Origin of the sequence: Pseudoduganella flava, assembly GCF_007830495.1 — a bacterium.
Taxonomy (GTDB): Bacteria; Pseudomonadota; Gammaproteobacteria; order Burkholderiales; family Burkholderiaceae_D; genus Rugamonas; species Rugamonas flava.
In genome coordinates, this window is the sequence record NZ_VLKW01000019.1 from 14,663 (window position 1) to 28,862 (window position 14,200).

Sequence of the window (14,200 nt, forward strand, 5' to 3'; positions counted from 1 at the left end):
TAGAGCCCCGCAACCACGCATGCTTCCGCCCCGGAGGACACGCCAGCGTGGGCATGATCGACTGCCGCGGGCCCGGTATCGATGCGGTCACCGCCACGCGCACGTCGGGCGCTTTTGGAAGGACGGCGCCATGTGCGATCCTCGTGCGACCGCCGCGACGCCTTCAATGCGTCCCACCAGCCATGTCTCCACGCGGCCGCACGGCATGCGTCGGGTGGCCGTCACGCGTGTCTCCTTCCTGCCCGCCATACACGGCAGCGCTCCGGCAGCACGTGAGCCAACATCGATGTCAGACGCGAATGAACAAAAAAAGTCCGCCGCATGGAACCCATGCCAGCGGACGGTCAGCTTGTATCAGCACCATTCACGCACCGCGTCCGCCCACGGGGCAGCGCGGCCGGACGCCAGCGCGTTCGTCCAATGAGTCGGCCAATCAGTCGGCTAGTGATTCGGCTAGTGATTCGGCAGCTTCTTCGCAGCCAGGTAAATGCCGTACAACGCCGACAAACCAACCAGCGCATAGACGACGCGCGCGGCGGTGGTCTGCTCGCCGAAGATGGCCGCCACCAGATCGAATTGGAACAGACCCACGAGGCCCCAGTTCAGGCCGCCAACGATCAGCAACACCATGGCAATCCAGTCCACGGCATTCATCGCCTTGTGCGCGACCACGTCGGCCGAGCCAGCATTCAATGTTGCCATCATCTTCTCCTTGTTCAGGTTGCGGGAAGCCCGCCCGATGCGAGCCTGCTCATTGTAGGCGTCGCAATGGGCCCTGACAGTCAGAGGGTCATCCAGAACAGCGTAGGAATCGACCTAGATGGAGGTCGCCGCTGCAAGTCACACGGCTCGGCGGGCTTGGTGGCTTAGTGGGGCGTGGCGGGCTCAGCGTGGATTACGCCGCCGCTCGCCGCGGCGGTGAAACTGCGGCGCGCACAGCACGCGCAGCGCGATCTCGCGGGGCACGCCCGCCTTGCGCATGAACTCGAGGGCCGGATGTATGCCGTCGGCCTCGCCGATCTTCAATCCGTCTTCCACCCGCGCTGCCGTCGTTGCGTCGGCGCGCGACCTTGTCGTACCGCGTTCCGCCATGATGCCTATTCCATCGCCAAGAAACGGGGCAGCCTACACGAAACGGCGCGCAGACGGCGCACGGATGATAGCGAGCTCATGCCGCCAGCGCGCGGCGCAGGTCGTCCAGCGACGCGGGCTTCGTCAGGTGCAGGTCGAATCCGGCGGCGGTGGCCCGCTCGACGTCGCTCTTCTGGCCGTAGCCGGTCAGCGCCACCAGCCGCAGCGCCCGCCCGCCCGCGGCGGAGCGCAGCGCCGACGCCAGCGCGTAGCCGTCCATGTCCGGCAGGCCGATGTCCAGCAGTGCCGCGTCGATCGTGTGCTCGCCGTAGGTGGCCAGCGCGTCGTGCGCCGTGTGCGCCACCCGCACGTCCAGCCCGATGTGACGCAGCATCAGCGCGCTGGCGCGGGCGGCATCCTCGTTGTCGTCCACCAGCAGCACGCGCAGGCCGGACGCGAGCGGCGTGCCCGCCGCTGCCGGGGCCGTGGCGGCCGGGCTCGCCAGCGGCAGCACGACGTCGAACGTGCTGCCCTGCCCCAGCCCGGTGCTGTGCGCGCTGACGTGCCCGCCATGCAGCTCGACGATCTTGCGCACGATCGCCAGGCCCAGACCGAGGCCGCCTGTGCGCCGCGCCAGCTGTTGCGGCGCCTGGTAGAACGGTTCGAACACGCGCGCCAGCAGTTCCGGCGACATGCCGACGCCGCGGTCGCTGACGGTCAGCCGGGCATTCTGCCCTTCCGACCGCAACGTGACGGCCGCCTCGCCGCCGCCGAAGCGCGCCGCGTTCGACAACAGGTTGCCCAGCACCTGCGCCAGCCGGCTGTCGTCGCCGCGCACCCACAGCGATTCGGGCGTTTCCAGCGTCACGCGCATGCCGGCCACGGCGGCCACGGATTGCCGGGCGATTTCCGCCAGGTCGACCGGGTGCAGTTCCAAGGTCAGCTTGCCGGAAGCGATGCGCGACACGTCGAGCAGGTCGTCGACCAGCCGCTTCAGGTGGCTGACCTGGCGCCGCATCACGGCGCGCTCGCGCTGCGCGCCGGGGTCGCCGCGCAAGTCCATCAGGTCCAGCGACGCGACGATGGGGCTCAGCGGATTGCGCAGCTCGTGGCCCAGCACGGCCAGGAATTCGTCCTTCGCCTGGCCCGCCTCGCGCGCCTCGGCCAGCGCCTCTTCCTGCGACGCGATGGCGCGCTCCAGCGATGCCAGCAATTCGGAGCGTTCCCGTTCGTGGCGGTCGCGCTGCTGCGCGGCGGCGGCCAGCGCCTGCCCCATCTGCTCGATCTCGCGGATGCGCGACGGCCCCACCGACACGGGCGCGCCCGCGCCCAGCGCCGCAGCGCCGCGCACCAGCCGGTCGATGCGGCGCACGATGCGGCGCGCCAGGATGGATGCCAGCACGATGCAGGTGGCCAGCGACAGTGCCAGCCCGGCCGCGTAGACGACGGCGCCCTGCATCAGCGGATAGCGCAGCGATTCGGTGGGCGCGCTGACGACGACCGTCCAGCCCCAGCGCGACGACGTCGTGTACGCGGTGCGCACCTCGGTGCCGTCGATCGTCTTCGAATCGCCGGTACCTTCCGGGCCGCCGTGCATCAGCCGCTGCAGCGCCACGCTGGGCGCGCCGCCGACATAGCGCTCGTGCTCGCGCGAGCGCGCCACCCGGTTGCCGACGCCGTCCGTCACCGCGATGATCCAGTCTTCCGGCACGCGCTGGCGCCCGATCACGTTGACGATGCGGCCAGGTTCGATGACGGCGGACAGCACGCAGCGCTGGCCGTCCGGCAGGTTGATGGGCACCCGCACCGGGAACGCATAGCGGCCGCTGTGGCCGCGCACGAGGTTGCCCACCACCGGCCCGTGCGCCGCGATCGCCTGGCGCAGGCTGGGCAGATCCACCGCCGTCGGCGGCGGCACGTCGAATGGCGCCATCGTGCGCACCAGCAGGCGGCCCTGTTCGTCCGCCAGCGTGATGCCGAGCCATTCGGCCTGCGCCGCGGCCTGCTGGCGCGCCACCTCGTGGAACGCGCGCAGGTCGCCCGCCTTCAGCGCCGGCGAGTGGGCGATGCCGGCCAGCGCGGCTGCGGCGCCATCGTGCTCCGCATCGACGGCGGAAGACAACGCCCGCGCCAGCTCCAGCATCGAGCGGTCCTGTTCGCGCTGGCGCACGTCGCCCGCCGCCTTCAGTCCCCACGTGCCCAGCAGCGCGAGCGGCAGGAAACCGATCGCGGTCAGCAGGATCAACAGGTGGCGAAGACTGAGGGTGATGCCGCGGCGTGCCTGCATGGATGAGCTCGGCTGTTGAAAGTTTGATTATAACGGGCATCGCGTTGCGGCAATATTTCCCCGCAAAACGTCAGCAGTATCCGCAAATGGTAATGATTCTCATTAAGCCCTATAATCTCGTGCATTCGAACAACTCTACTGCTTCCATGCCCTGCCGCCGTCCCCTCGCGCTCGCACTGTCGCTTGCCTTCCCGCTGTCCATTCCCGCGCTGGCGCTGGCCCAGTCCGACGAACTCGCCACCGTGCGCGTCACCGCCGCCCGGGCCGACGGCTTCGTGCCGAACACCGTCGAAGCGGGCACGTTCCGCGGCGCCGACATCATGGACGTGCCGTCCACCGTCAACGTGATCACCCGCGAAGTGCTGGAACTGCAGGCGGCCGGCGGCCTGTACGACGCGGTGCGCAACACGGCCGGCGTTACGCGCCAGCAGAACGGCGGCGACACGTGGGACCAGCTCGTGATCCGCGGCATCGCCGTCGAGAACCGCACCAACTACCGCCTGAACGGCTCGCTGCCGATCATGAATTTCTCCCAGGTGCCGATGGAGAACAAGGAGCGCGTCGAGGTGCTGAAGGGTGCGACGGCGCTGTACTACGGCTTCACGTCGCCGGCCGGCGTCGTCAACTTCGTCACGCGCCGCGCCGGCGCCACGCCCGTCACGACGCTGGGCCTGACCCTGGACGACAACGGCAGCGCGATCGCCACGGCCGACTTGGCGCGCCGCTTCGGCGAACGCCAGCAAGTGGGCGTGCGTATCAACGCGGCCGGCGGCACGCTCGGCTCCCACCTCGATGGCGTCGGCAACGGCAATCGCGCCTTCGCATCGGCCGCGCTGGACTGGCAGGTCGACCGGCGCCTGCGCCTGAAGGCGGACTTCGAATACGACCGCCGCCGCGTCACCGAGCAGGCCGGCATCACGCTGCCGACGGCGGTGGCGGGCGTCATCACGCTGCCGCGCGCCGTCGATCCGCGCCGCCTCGTCGGCCCCGATTGGGCGCTGTTCCGCACGGAGTCGATGAACGCGCAGCTGCGCGCCGACTACGCGTTATCGAGCGACTGGGCGCTGACCGTCGAGGCGGGCCGCGCCCGCACGGAGCGCGACCGCAACCTGCCGATCTTCCGCTTCACCAATGCGGCCGCCGTCGCCACCGGCGCGGGCCGCATCACGGGCAATATGCAGCACCTGGGCGTCGACTCGGACATGCTGCGCACCGAGCTGTCCGGCCGCTTCGCCACGGGTCCGGTCGAACATGACTTGACGCTGGGCGCATCGCGCACGGACAAGGGCCAGGACCCGATCTGGCAGGCGACCTATGCGATCCCCGCGCAGAACCTGTACGACCCGGTGCCGGTGACGAACGTGACGATCACGCCGCCCGCCGCCACGCCGTCTACCGCGGGACTGGAAAGCCGCGACGAAGGCCTGTACGCGGTGGACCGCATGACGTTCTCGCCCCACTGGCAGGCGGTGGCCGGCGTGCGCACCGTGCAGTACCGCAGCGACCAGGGCAGCAATCATTACGACGTATCGAAGACGACGCCGATGGGCGCGCTGATCTACAAGGTCGATGCCGACCTGTCGTTCTACGCGTCGGCCGCGCAGGGCCTGGAAGAAGGCGAAACGGCGCCGACCGGCAGCGCCAACCAGGGCGAGCGGATGGCGCCCGGCGTCAGCCGCCAGAAGGAACTGGGCATGCGCTGGCGCCAGCCGGGCGGCACCTTGCTGCAGCTCGCGCTGTTCGACATCCGTCGCCCCGGTTACTACACCGATACGTCCAACACGTTCACGGCCGCGGGCCGCCAGCGCTACCGGGGCATCGAAGCGCAGGCGCAGGGCAAGCTGACGCGCAATCTGTCATGGCAGGCATCCGCCCAGGCGCTCGATCCGACGTTCGAACGCATCGGGCCCGCCTACGACGGCAAGCTGCCGGAAAACGCGGCGCGCCGCACGGCCAGCACGTTCCTCGCGTGGGACGTCGACCAGGTGCCGGGCCTGACGCTGGACGCCGGCGCGTACTTCACGGGCCGCCGCCCCGTCAACGACCTGGACCAGGCTTTCCTCGGCGGCAGCACGCTGTTCTCGGCCGGCGCGCGCTACCGCACGACGGTACTGGGCAAGCGCACCACGTGGCAGCTGAACGTCGACAACGCCGCCGACAAGCAGTACTGGGCGGGCGCCGGCACGCGCCTGTCGGCCGGCATGCCGCGCACCATCAAGCTGTCCGTGAAGACGGACCTGTAAGCGGCGACAATGAAACGCGATCCCCTCCCCGGCCTGACCACCGCCGCCCCGGCGCGCGGCCCTGCTCCCCGCACGTGGGCGTGGCCCACCTGGAAACAGGTCTGGTTCCAGCTGCACTGGTTCATCGGCATCACGGCAGGCACGGTGCTGGTCGTCATCGGGCTGACGGGCGCGCTGCTGACGTTCCGCGACGAACTCACTGACCTGATCAACCCCGGCGTGCGCCATGTGCCCGCCGAGGCGCGGCCGATGCTGACGCCGCAGCAGGCCGCACAAGCCGTGCGGATGGCCCATCCGGAGCGGCGTGTCACGTCCGTGATCGTCTATTCGGAAGCCGGCAGCGCGGCCCGCGTGGGCCTCGCGCCGCTGCCCGGCCAGGCGCGCGGCGAATCCGTCTACGTGCATCCGTACACGGGCGCGCCGCAGCCGGAACTGGCTGGCGACGCCGCGTTCGAATGGATCGAATTCCTGCACCGCTGGCTGCTGCTGCCGCGCGACACGGGCAAGCCCGTCACCGGCACCCTGGCACTGTGCCTGCTGGGCCTTGCGCTGTCCGGCCTGTACCTGCGCTGGCCGCGCCGCGCGCTCGACTGGCGCGCCTGGCTCACGTTCGACGCGCACCTGAAGGGCCGGCCATTCCTGTGGGCGCTGCATTCGGTGGCCGGCACGTGGGCCCTCGTCGCCTACGTGATCTTCACGGCGACCGGTGCCTACTGGGCCTTCGAATCCGTGCGCGGCACCGTCGACGGCTGGGCCGGGGTGCAGCGCCCCGCCCGCGAAGCAGTGGGCAAGAAGGTGAAAGCACCCGGCGCCGCCAAGGGTCCCCCGGCCGACCTCACGCCGGCCTGGAACACCTTCACGCAGCAGGCACCGGACTGGCGCATGGCCTTCCTGCGCTTTACCGACAAGCCGGGAGACCCCGTGCAGATCGCCTGGCTGGCCGCCGACGCGCCGCACCCGCGCGCCCGCAGCCGCATGACGATTCGCACCGACGGCACGCTCGCCAAGAACGAGCCATACGCCGCGCAGACTGCCGGGGCGCGGGCGCTGTCGACGATCTATCCGCTGCACGTCGGCACGTACTTCGGCCTGCCGGGCCGCATCGCGATGATGCTGGCCAGCCTGGCGCTGCCCGGCTTCGCGGTCACGGGATGGATGCTGTACCTGAAGCGCCGCCGGCAGGCCCGCGCGGCCCGTGCCGAACGCGCGCGCCTTGGGCAGGACATTCCCGCGGCGCTGGGCGTGGCTCCGGTGCTGGTGGCCTATGCCAGCCAGACCGGCCAGGCCGAGCGCCTGGCGCTACGCACGGCCGCCGCGTTGCAGGCGGCCGGCACCCCGGCCGACGTGCGCTCCGTGGCCACGTTGACACCAGCCGACCTGGCCGGCTACCGGGACGCGCTGTTCGTCGCCAGCAGCTATGGCGAAGGCGAACCGCCGGACGGCGCGCGCCGCTTCACCCGCCTGCTGGACGACAGCGCGGCCACGCTGCCGGACTTGCGCTATGCGGTGCTGGCACTGGGCGACCGCGGCTACCCGCACTTCTGCGGCTATGGCCTGGCGCTAGATGCCCGGCTCGCGGCACTGGGCGGCCGGCGCCTGTTCGCCCCCGTCGAAGTGGACGATGGCGACGCGGCGGCCATCGCCCGCTGGTCCGCGGCGCTGGCCTGCCTGGGCGCCGGTCCGCTTGGCGGCTGCATTGCCGATCCCGCCACCGACGAGCAGCCGTGGCAAAGCTGGCCGCTCACCGGCCGCACGCTGCTGAACCCCGGCAGCGCCGGTGCGCCACTCTTCGAGGTGGTGCTTGCCGCGCCGACGGACCTGCACTGGCAAGCCGGCGCGCTCGTTGAAATCCTGCCGCCGGCCGACGGCACCGCGGGGTCGCTATCACCGCGCAGCTATTCGATCGCGTCGATCCCGGCCGATGGCGCCGTCCAGCTGCTGGTGCGGCAGGTGCGCCACGCGCAGGGCCTGGGCGTCGCGTCCGGCTGGCTGACGGAACATGCGGCCATCGGCGCAACGGTGACGGCGCGGCTGATGCCGAACCCCGCGTTCGCGCCCGCCGACGCCGATGTGCCGTGCATCTTCATCGGTAACGGCTCGGGCCTGGCGGGCCTGCGCGGCCACCTGCGCGCCCGCGTCACCGCGGGCCGGCACCGCAACTGGCTGCTGTTCGGGGAGCGCAGCCGCGCCTTCGACACCCTGTGCGCGGCCGAGCTGCACCGCTGGGCGGATGCGGGCTTCCTGCCCGAACTGGACCTGGTGTTCTCGCGCGACGGCGACGGCTATGTGCAGGACCGCCTGCGCCAACGGGGCGCCACACTGCGCGCCTGGATCGCGGACGGCGCCGTGCTGTACGTGTGCGGCAGCCTGCAAGGCATGGCCGGCGGCGTCGACGCCGCGCTGGCCGAGCTGCTGGGCCGCGACGAGGTCGATGCGCTGGCGGCGGCCGGGCGGCTGCGGCGCGACGTCTACTGAGCCGCGCGGCGCCCGGCGGGCGCTTTTGCTACAGTAGCCCCGTGCCAATCCGGCCCGGGGCGCCATGAGACTCGAGACCAAACTGAAAATCGCATCCGCCTGCATCATCGGCGTGATGTCCGCCATCGCCGTCGTGCCGCACTTCCTGAACGCGAGCGTGACGGACGTGATGACCAATCTGCGCACCACGTCGGCCCGCGAGCGCCAGTACGCGCAGCTGCTGGATTACCTGCTCGACGCCGAAACGGGCCAGCGCGGCTACGTCATCACCGGCAAGAACGAATTCCTGCAGCCCTACCATTCGGCGCTGAGAGCGCTGCCGCCGTTGCTGGACGAACTGCGTGCCGCCCCGGCCGGCCCCCCGGAACGGCGCGCGCTGCAGGACATCGTCACGCTGACCAATGCCAAGATCGCCTACAGCACCGAGGTCGTCGAGGTGCGCGCGCAGCGGGGTTTCGAACCGGCCAAGGCGCTGATCGACGCGGGCCGCGGCAAGTCGTACATGGACCAGCTGCGCGTGCTGATCGGCGGGCAGGAGGCGGCGTATGCGCAGCAGCGCGCCGCGCTGCGCGAGCGGCTGGCCGCGAACTCCGAGCTGGCGGCGCTGATCTCGAGTGCCGCCACGATCATCGACGTGCTGCTGCTTGTCGCACTGGCGGTCGCCGCAAACCGCGGCCTGGCGAAGCGGATGAAGGACCAGCAGGCGGCCAACGACGTGTCGGCGCAGCTGCGCGCGACGGCCGCGCTGAGCGAGCGGCGCAACACCCAGCTGCAGGCCGGCGGCGAGATGCTGCAGGCGCTGGAACTGGCCGAGACGCTGGACGAAGGCGCCCAGATCGTCGCGCTGTTCTTCGGGCGCCTGCTGCCCACGCTGAGCGGCTCGATGTACCTGTACCGCAATTCGCGCGACATCCTGGAACGCCAGGCCAGCTGGGGCGCCGCGCACGATCCCGAAGTGCTCGAACCGCTCGACTGCTGGGCACTGCGCAAGGGCGGCCAGCACCTGCAGGAGGATGCCGGCGCGCTCACCTGCCGCCACAGCCAGCAGGCCGCCACGGGCCAGCCGCGCATGTGCCTGCCGCTGGTCACGCAGGGCAATGTGATCGGCTTCATCACCGTCAGCGGCGCCGACATCGGCGCGCATGCCGGCGCCGTCGAGCGGGCCTGGGTGCTGCAACTGGCCGAGCAGGTCGCGCTCGCGCTGTCGAACGTGCAGCTGCGCGCGTCGCTGCGGCACCAGTCCGTGATCGATCCGCTGACGCAGCTGTACAACCGCCGCTACATGGACGAGACGGTCAAGCGCGAGCTGGCGCGGGCCGGCCGCAAGGGCACGCCGCTGGCGCTGATCCTGATCGACCTGGATCACTTCAAGCGCGTCAACGACACGTTCGGCCACGAGGCGGGCGACATGGTGTTGCGCGCCGTGGCGCACGTGCTGCAGCAATCCGTGCGGGGCGGCGATGCGGCGTGCCGCTTCGGCGGCGAGGAACTGGTGGTGGTGTTGCCGGAGTGCCCGCTGGAGCATGCGGCGGAACGGGCCGACCAGCTGCGCCGGGCGATCCGCGCCTTGAGCCTGACGGTGGCGGGGGACGCGCTGTCGGTCTCCGCCTCGCTGGGCGTCGCGGCATTTCCCGTCAATGGCCCCAGCGCCGAGGCGGTGCTGCAGGCGGCCGATGCGGCGCTGTACGCGGCCAAGCGCGGGGGCCGCGACCGTGTCGTCGTCGCCACCCCGCTGGAGCCGGGCGACGGGTAAGCTCGACCTGTGCCGGGGCCGGCAGCGGTTGGTTTATTCCGCGCCGGCGCGCAGCGGGTCCCCGATCGTGTAGAAATGGCCGCCCGCCACGTGGTGCAGGCTGCGCCAGCGCGGGTCGGCATCCTCGAAATGCCAGTGGCCGTCGCGGAACACGCGCGTATCGGCCCAGGCGGCCGTCACCTCGCCGATGAACAGGTCGTAAGCGTCCTGGTTGTGCGGCTCCGGGATCAGGCGGCATGCCAGCCACGCCGAGCACCCGGCCACGAACGGCATGTCCACGCCGTCCTGCGCGAACAGTTCGACGCCGCAGCGCGCCAGCTTGTCCGGTGCCTCGGCGAGGCTGACGTTGCCGACGGCGTTCGTCATATCCACTTGCGCGGCGGTCGGCACCTGCAGCACGAACTGGCCGCTGGCCTCGATCAGCGCGCGGGTGCGGGTGGCCTTGTCCAATACCACGGTCACTTTCGGCGGGCGGAAATCGAGGGCGCAGGCCCAGGCGGCGGCCATCACGTTGTCGACGCCCGCGTGGCGCGCGGAGACGAGGACGGTGGGGCCGTGGTTCAACAGGCGGTAGGCCTTGGCGAGATCGACGGGGGCGATGTGGGCGTTCATCGGCGCAGCATAGCATCGTTGCGTTTGCCGTGCAGGCGCCCCCGATCGCGTGACGGCCAGCTCCCCCTTTCGCATGAACCGGCGGTTGGAGCGGCCACCTCGCCGACCGGTTGTCATATACTCGCGGCAACTACTCATCACCATCCCAGTCATCACCGTCCCGACCATGCCCGCTACCCTGCGCCCGGCGCTGCTCAAGCCCGTGATTGTCCTGCTGGCCGCGGCGATCTTCGCGATCGACGCGTTCACGCCGCTCGACAGCGCGATCGCCGTCATGTACGTCGTCGTCGTGCTGGCCACCGTGCTGGCGTGGCCGCGCCATGTGCTGGCCGTGACGGGCATCTGCCTGGTGCTGACGGTGGCGGCGCACCTGTGCAGCACGTGGTTCGGCATCGTCAATTCGTCGCTGGCCCGCTGCGCCGTCAGCCTGGCGGCGATCGGCATCAGCGGCTACCTGGCCCACGCCGGCGCGCGCGCGACGGCCCGGCTGCTGGAGCGCGAGGAGTCGCTGCGCCACTCGCGCGCCCAACTGGCCCACGCGACACGCGTGACGACGCTGGGCGAGCTGGCGGCATCGATCGCGCACGAGGTGAACCAGCCGCTGGCCGCGATCTCGGCCAACGGCGAGGCGGCGCTGCGCTGGCTGCGCCGCGACCCGCCCGATCCGGACGAAGTGCGCCATGCACTGGAGCGCATGCTGGCCGACACGGAACGGGCCAGTGAAGTGATCAGCCGCATCCGCGCGCTGGCGCGCCGCGGCGAGCCGCAGGTGGCGCCGGTGGACCTGGGCGGCGTGGCGCGCGACTGCGCAGCGCTGCTGCAGCGCGAGCTGGCCAGCCACGGCACCGCGCTGGCGCTGGACATCGCCGCCGGACTGCCGCCCGTGCGCGGCGACCGCGTGCAGTTGCAGCAGGTGCTGATCAACCTCCTGATGAACGGCATGCAGGCGATGGCGCCGCACGGCGGCCAGCTGCGGCTGACGGTGGCGCCGGCCGGCGCCGGCGTGCGCATCGCGGTGACGGACCAGGGCCCCGGCATTCCCACCCATGAGGTGGGCCGGCTGTTCGAGCCGTTCTACAGCACCAAGGAGGACGGCATGGGCATGGGCCTGCCGATCTGCCGCTCGATCGTCGAGTCCCACGGCGGGCGCATCGCCGCGCTGCCCGGCGGCTCGGGCGCCACGCTGGAAATCACGCTGCCGGCGGGCGGTACGGGAAGCCCGGCATGAAACCGCTGGTCTACCTGGTCGACGACGACGCCCCGCTGCGCGACGGTCTCGCCAGCCTGCTGCGTTCCGCCGACCTGGACGTGCTGGCCTTCGGCGCGGTGGCCGACTTCCTCGCCCATCCCCGCGAGGACCGCAACAGCTGCCTGCTGCTGGACGTGCGCTTGGGTGGCCACAGCGGCATGGACCTGCATGCGGACCTGAAGGAACAAGGCTGCACGCTGCCCGTCGTGTTCATGACGGGCTTCGGCGACATCCCGATGTCGGTGCGGGCGATGAAGGCCGGCGCCGTCGACTTCCTGGCCAAACCGGTGCGGGTCGAAGAGCTGCTGGACGCCGTCACGCAAGCCCTCGCGCGCGACGCCGAATGCCGCGCCGACGCGGCCGCGCACGCCGGCCTGCAGCAGCGCTATGCAACGCTGACACCGCGCGAGCGCGAGATCATGGCACTGGCCGCGCGCGGCCTGATGAACAAGCAGATCGCCGCGGAAGTGGGCACCAGCGAAATCACCGTCAAGATCCACCGCGGCCAGGCGATGAAGAAGATGCAGGCGAAGACGTTCGCGGACCTGGTGCGGATGGCGCAGGAGCTGGGGCTGAACAGCTGAGCCCAGCGGGGCCCTTATACCCAGGTATGATGGCGCGCCCCGCCGCCGCCGGCTAAGCTGTGGCGGTTGCATCAACGGGAGCCGCGGTGTCCTTTACAGATCAGGAAGTTTGCATCGTCGACGACGATGCGTCGGTGCGCACGGCGGTCGGCAGCCTGGTGCGCTCGCTGGGCTATGGCGCCCGGCTGTTCGCGTCCGCCGAGGAGTTCCTGGACGGGCGCTGCGCGGCCGATCTCGTGATCTGCGACGTGCAGATGCCCGGCATCGGCGGGCTCGAACTGCTCGAGCTGCTGCGCGCCCGGCACGACCCCGTACCATTCATCGTCATCACCGCGTTCCTGCAGGACGTCGTCGCGCGCCGCGCCACCGCGGCCGGCGCTTCCTGCGTGCTGGGCAAGCCGTTCCAGGCCAACGTGCTGATCCGCTGCATCGAACGGGCGCTCGCCGCACCGCCGGATCATACCCACGTATGATTTCGCCCCGGCCAAAGGGGCTCTAAGCTGTGATCACGATGAACGGCGGCGCAAGAGAGTGACGCTGCCGGCATCGCCGATCAACCCAACCGCCGGAACCACCATGAGAACCGCCATGAGAATCGACACGAGACGGCCGCAGCTCCCGCATCCAGAGATCCCGACCAGCATCGGCACGGTGGCGGATGCGCTGCGCTCCGAACGCCTGCGCTGCGCCCGCGACGTGCACGACATCGTGCTGCAAGACCTGACCGCCGTGCTGCTGCAATTGCGTGCCGCCAGCGGCTGCGCCGATCCTGCCCGCCTCGCGGCCTGCCTCGACATCGCCCGCCAGGCCGCCGAACAAGGCATCGCCAGCGCCCGCGACTTCGTGCAGCGGCTGCGCACCGGCGGCGCGGAAGCGTCTGCCACGGCCGACCTGGTGCCGGCGATCCGCGCCGCGCTGGCCGCGATGCCGCTGGCCCGCGGTGTCACGCTCAAGCTCGACATGGCCGCCGCGGCGGTGCTCGACACCGTCGCCTGCGAACACGCCGCGATGATCGTGCGCGAGGCCGTCGGCAACGCCGCCAAGCATGCCAGCGCGGGCACCGTCGTATGCCGGCTGCGCGTGCGCGCCGGCCGCGTGCGGGTGCAGGTGCGCGACGACGGCCCCGGTTTCGATACGCATGCGGCACGCCCCGGCTTCGGCATCGGCGGCATGCACGAGCGCGCGGCGCTGATCGGCGCCGCGCTGCACGTCGACAGTGCGCCCGGCCGCGGCACCACCATTTCCCTTTCCCTTCCACTCGCCACAGGAGAATGACATGACCACCGTGATGCTCGTCGACGACCACCCCCTCGTACGCCTCGGCATGGCCGGCGTCGTGTCGCGCCAGGCCGGCTATACGATCGCCGCCGAAGCTGCCGACGGCGCCGCCGCGATCGACCTGTACCGCCGCGTGCGACCCGATGTCGTGCTGATGGACCTGATGATGCCCGGCGTCGGGGGCCTGGAAGCGCTGCAGGCCATCCGCGCGGCCGACCCGGAAGCGCGCGTCGTCATCGTCTCCAGCGCGGACGGCGAGGAGCACGTGTACCGCTGCCTGCAGGCGGGCGCCCGTGCCTACCTACTGAAGGACGCGCCGGAAGCGCAGGTGGCCGATTGCCTGCACGCGGTGGCCGCCGGCCGCCGTTACGTGCCGCCGGAAGTGGCGGCGCGCCTCGCGTCCCGCCTCGACAACGATGCGCTGACGGGCCGCGAGCTGGACGTGCTGCGCTTCCTTGCGCAAGGCCTGTCGAACAAGCTGATTGCCCGTGCGGCCGGCATCGCGCCGGGCACCGTCAAATACCACGTGAAGAACATCATGGCCAAGCTGGATGCGTCGTGCCGCACCGAGGTGCTGCGCGAGGCGGTACGCCGCGGCATCGTCAGCCTCGCGCACTGAGCGCCCGCCACTGCCGACCGGGCGGCCCC

The 14,200-nt window shown here is 71.0% G+C and carries 12 protein-coding genes; 8 read left to right on the forward strand and 4 right to left on the reverse strand.

The genetic code is table 11. The features are described 5' to 3' along the window. Window positions 1-453: 453 nt before the first annotated feature. The 3 genes from IP92_RS28865 to IP92_RS28875 all read right to left on the reverse strand — a co-directional run bounded on the left by IP92_RS28865 (window position 454) and on the right by IP92_RS28875 (window position 3,358). On the reverse strand, window positions 454-705 hold the full coding sequence (locus IP92_RS28865) for a DUF378 domain-containing protein (RefSeq protein WP_307724882.1): 252 nt from the start codon (window positions 703-705) through the stop codon (window positions 454-456). A gap of 180 nt (window positions 706-885) precedes the next feature. Further along, entirely contained in the window at window positions 886-1,092 is a 207-nt protein-coding gene (locus IP92_RS28870; RefSeq protein ID WP_145881996.1) for a hypothetical protein, read from the reverse strand. A 76-nt stretch (window positions 1,093-1,168) separates the two neighbouring features. Then, entirely contained in the window at window positions 1,169-3,358 is a 2,190-nt protein-coding gene (locus tag IP92_RS28875) for a hybrid sensor histidine kinase/response regulator (protein WP_145881998.1), read from the reverse strand. A 146-nt stretch (window positions 3,359-3,504) separates the two neighbouring features. Between IP92_RS28875 and IP92_RS28880 the strand changes: the two genes are divergently transcribed. From IP92_RS28880 to IP92_RS28890, 3 genes are all read left to right on the forward strand, one after another. Beyond that, window positions 3,505-5,601 (forward strand): TonB-dependent siderophore receptor, encoded by a 2,097-nt coding sequence (locus IP92_RS28880; protein WP_145882048.1) that lies wholly within the window; start codon window positions 3,505-3,507, stop codon window positions 5,599-5,601. A 9-nt stretch (window positions 5,602-5,610) separates the two neighbouring features. After that, a complete protein-coding gene (locus IP92_RS28885; protein ID WP_145882000.1) occupies window positions 5,611-8,076 on the forward strand; it encodes a PepSY domain-containing protein in 2,466 nt (821 codons plus the stop codon). Window positions 8,077-8,140: 64 nt separating this feature from the next. Next, complete coding sequence (locus IP92_RS28890) at window positions 8,141-9,829, forward strand: diguanylate cyclase (RefSeq protein ID WP_145882001.1); 1,689 nt, start codon at window positions 8,141-8,143, stop codon at window positions 9,827-9,829. 33 nt (window positions 9,830-9,862) lie between these two features. Here IP92_RS28890 and IP92_RS28895 read toward each other — a convergent pair whose 3' ends face one another. Further along, window positions 9,863-10,441: a flavin reductase family protein gene (locus IP92_RS28895; RefSeq protein ID WP_145882003.1), complete on the reverse strand. Its 579-nt coding sequence runs from the start codon at window positions 10,439-10,441 to the stop codon at window positions 9,863-9,865. 166 nt (window positions 10,442-10,607) lie between these two features. Between IP92_RS28895 and IP92_RS28900 the strand changes: the two genes are divergently transcribed. From IP92_RS28900 to IP92_RS28920, 5 genes are all read left to right on the forward strand, one after another. Then, window positions 10,608-11,669, forward strand: a complete 1,062-nt coding sequence (locus IP92_RS28900) for a sensor histidine kinase (protein WP_158206661.1) — start codon at window positions 10,608-10,610, stop codon at window positions 11,667-11,669. Further along, window positions 11,666-12,274: a response regulator transcription factor gene (locus tag IP92_RS28905; RefSeq protein WP_145882007.1), complete on the forward strand. Its 609-nt coding sequence runs from the start codon at window positions 11,666-11,668 to the stop codon at window positions 12,272-12,274. Before IP92_RS28900 ends, IP92_RS28905 begins: the two co-directional genes overlap by 4 nt. A gap of 86 nt (window positions 12,275-12,360) precedes the next feature. After that, window positions 12,361-12,747, forward strand: coding sequence for a response regulator transcription factor (locus tag IP92_RS28910; RefSeq protein WP_145882008.1), 387 nt, complete (start codon window positions 12,361-12,363; stop codon window positions 12,745-12,747). Window positions 12,748-12,862: 115 nt separating this feature from the next. Next, window positions 12,863-13,549, forward strand: a complete 687-nt coding sequence (locus IP92_RS28915) for a sensor histidine kinase (protein ID WP_158206662.1) — start codon at window positions 12,863-12,865, stop codon at window positions 13,547-13,549. Window position 13,550: 1 nt separating this feature from the next. After that, window positions 13,551-14,171, forward strand: coding sequence for a response regulator (locus tag IP92_RS28920; RefSeq protein ID WP_145882012.1), 621 nt, complete (start codon window positions 13,551-13,553; stop codon window positions 14,169-14,171). The last annotated feature ends 29 nt before the right edge of the window (window positions 14,172-14,200 follow it).

Bases quoted from the DNA above. Each gene is read 5' to 3' on its own strand.
- IP92_RS28865 (WP_307724882.1), bottom strand. From the start codon at position 705: ATGATGGCAACATTGAATGCTGGCTCGGCCGACGTGGTCGCGCACAAG.
- IP92_RS28870 (WP_145881996.1), bottom strand. From the start codon at position 1,092: ATGGCGGAACGCGGTACGACAAGGTCGCGCGCCGACGCAACGACGGCA.
- IP92_RS28875 (WP_145881998.1), bottom strand. From the start codon at position 3,358: ATGCAGGCACGCCGCGGCATCACCCTCAGTCTTCGCCACCTGTTGATC.
- IP92_RS28880 (WP_145882048.1), top strand. From the start codon at position 3,505: ATGCCCTGCCGCCGTCCCCTCGCGCTCGCACTGTCGCTTGCCTTCCCG.
- IP92_RS28885 (WP_145882000.1), top strand. From the start codon at position 5,611: ATGAAACGCGATCCCCTCCCCGGCCTGACCACCGCCGCCCCGGCGCGC.
- IP92_RS28890 (WP_145882001.1), top strand. From the start codon at position 8,141: ATGAGACTCGAGACCAAACTGAAAATCGCATCCGCCTGCATCATCGGC.
- IP92_RS28895 (WP_145882003.1), bottom strand. From the start codon at position 10,441: ATGAACGCCCACATCGCCCCCGTCGATCTCGCCAAGGCCTACCGCCTG.
- IP92_RS28900 (WP_158206661.1), top strand. From the start codon at position 10,608: ATGCCCGCTACCCTGCGCCCGGCGCTGCTCAAGCCCGTGATTGTCCTG.
- IP92_RS28905 (WP_145882007.1), top strand. From the start codon at position 11,666: ATGAAACCGCTGGTCTACCTGGTCGACGACGACGCCCCGCTGCGCGAC.
- IP92_RS28915 (WP_158206662.1), top strand. From the start codon at position 12,863: ATGAGAATCGACACGAGACGGCCGCAGCTCCCGCATCCAGAGATCCCG.
- IP92_RS28920 (WP_145882012.1), top strand. From the start codon at position 13,551: ATGACCACCGTGATGCTCGTCGACGACCACCCCCTCGTACGCCTCGGC.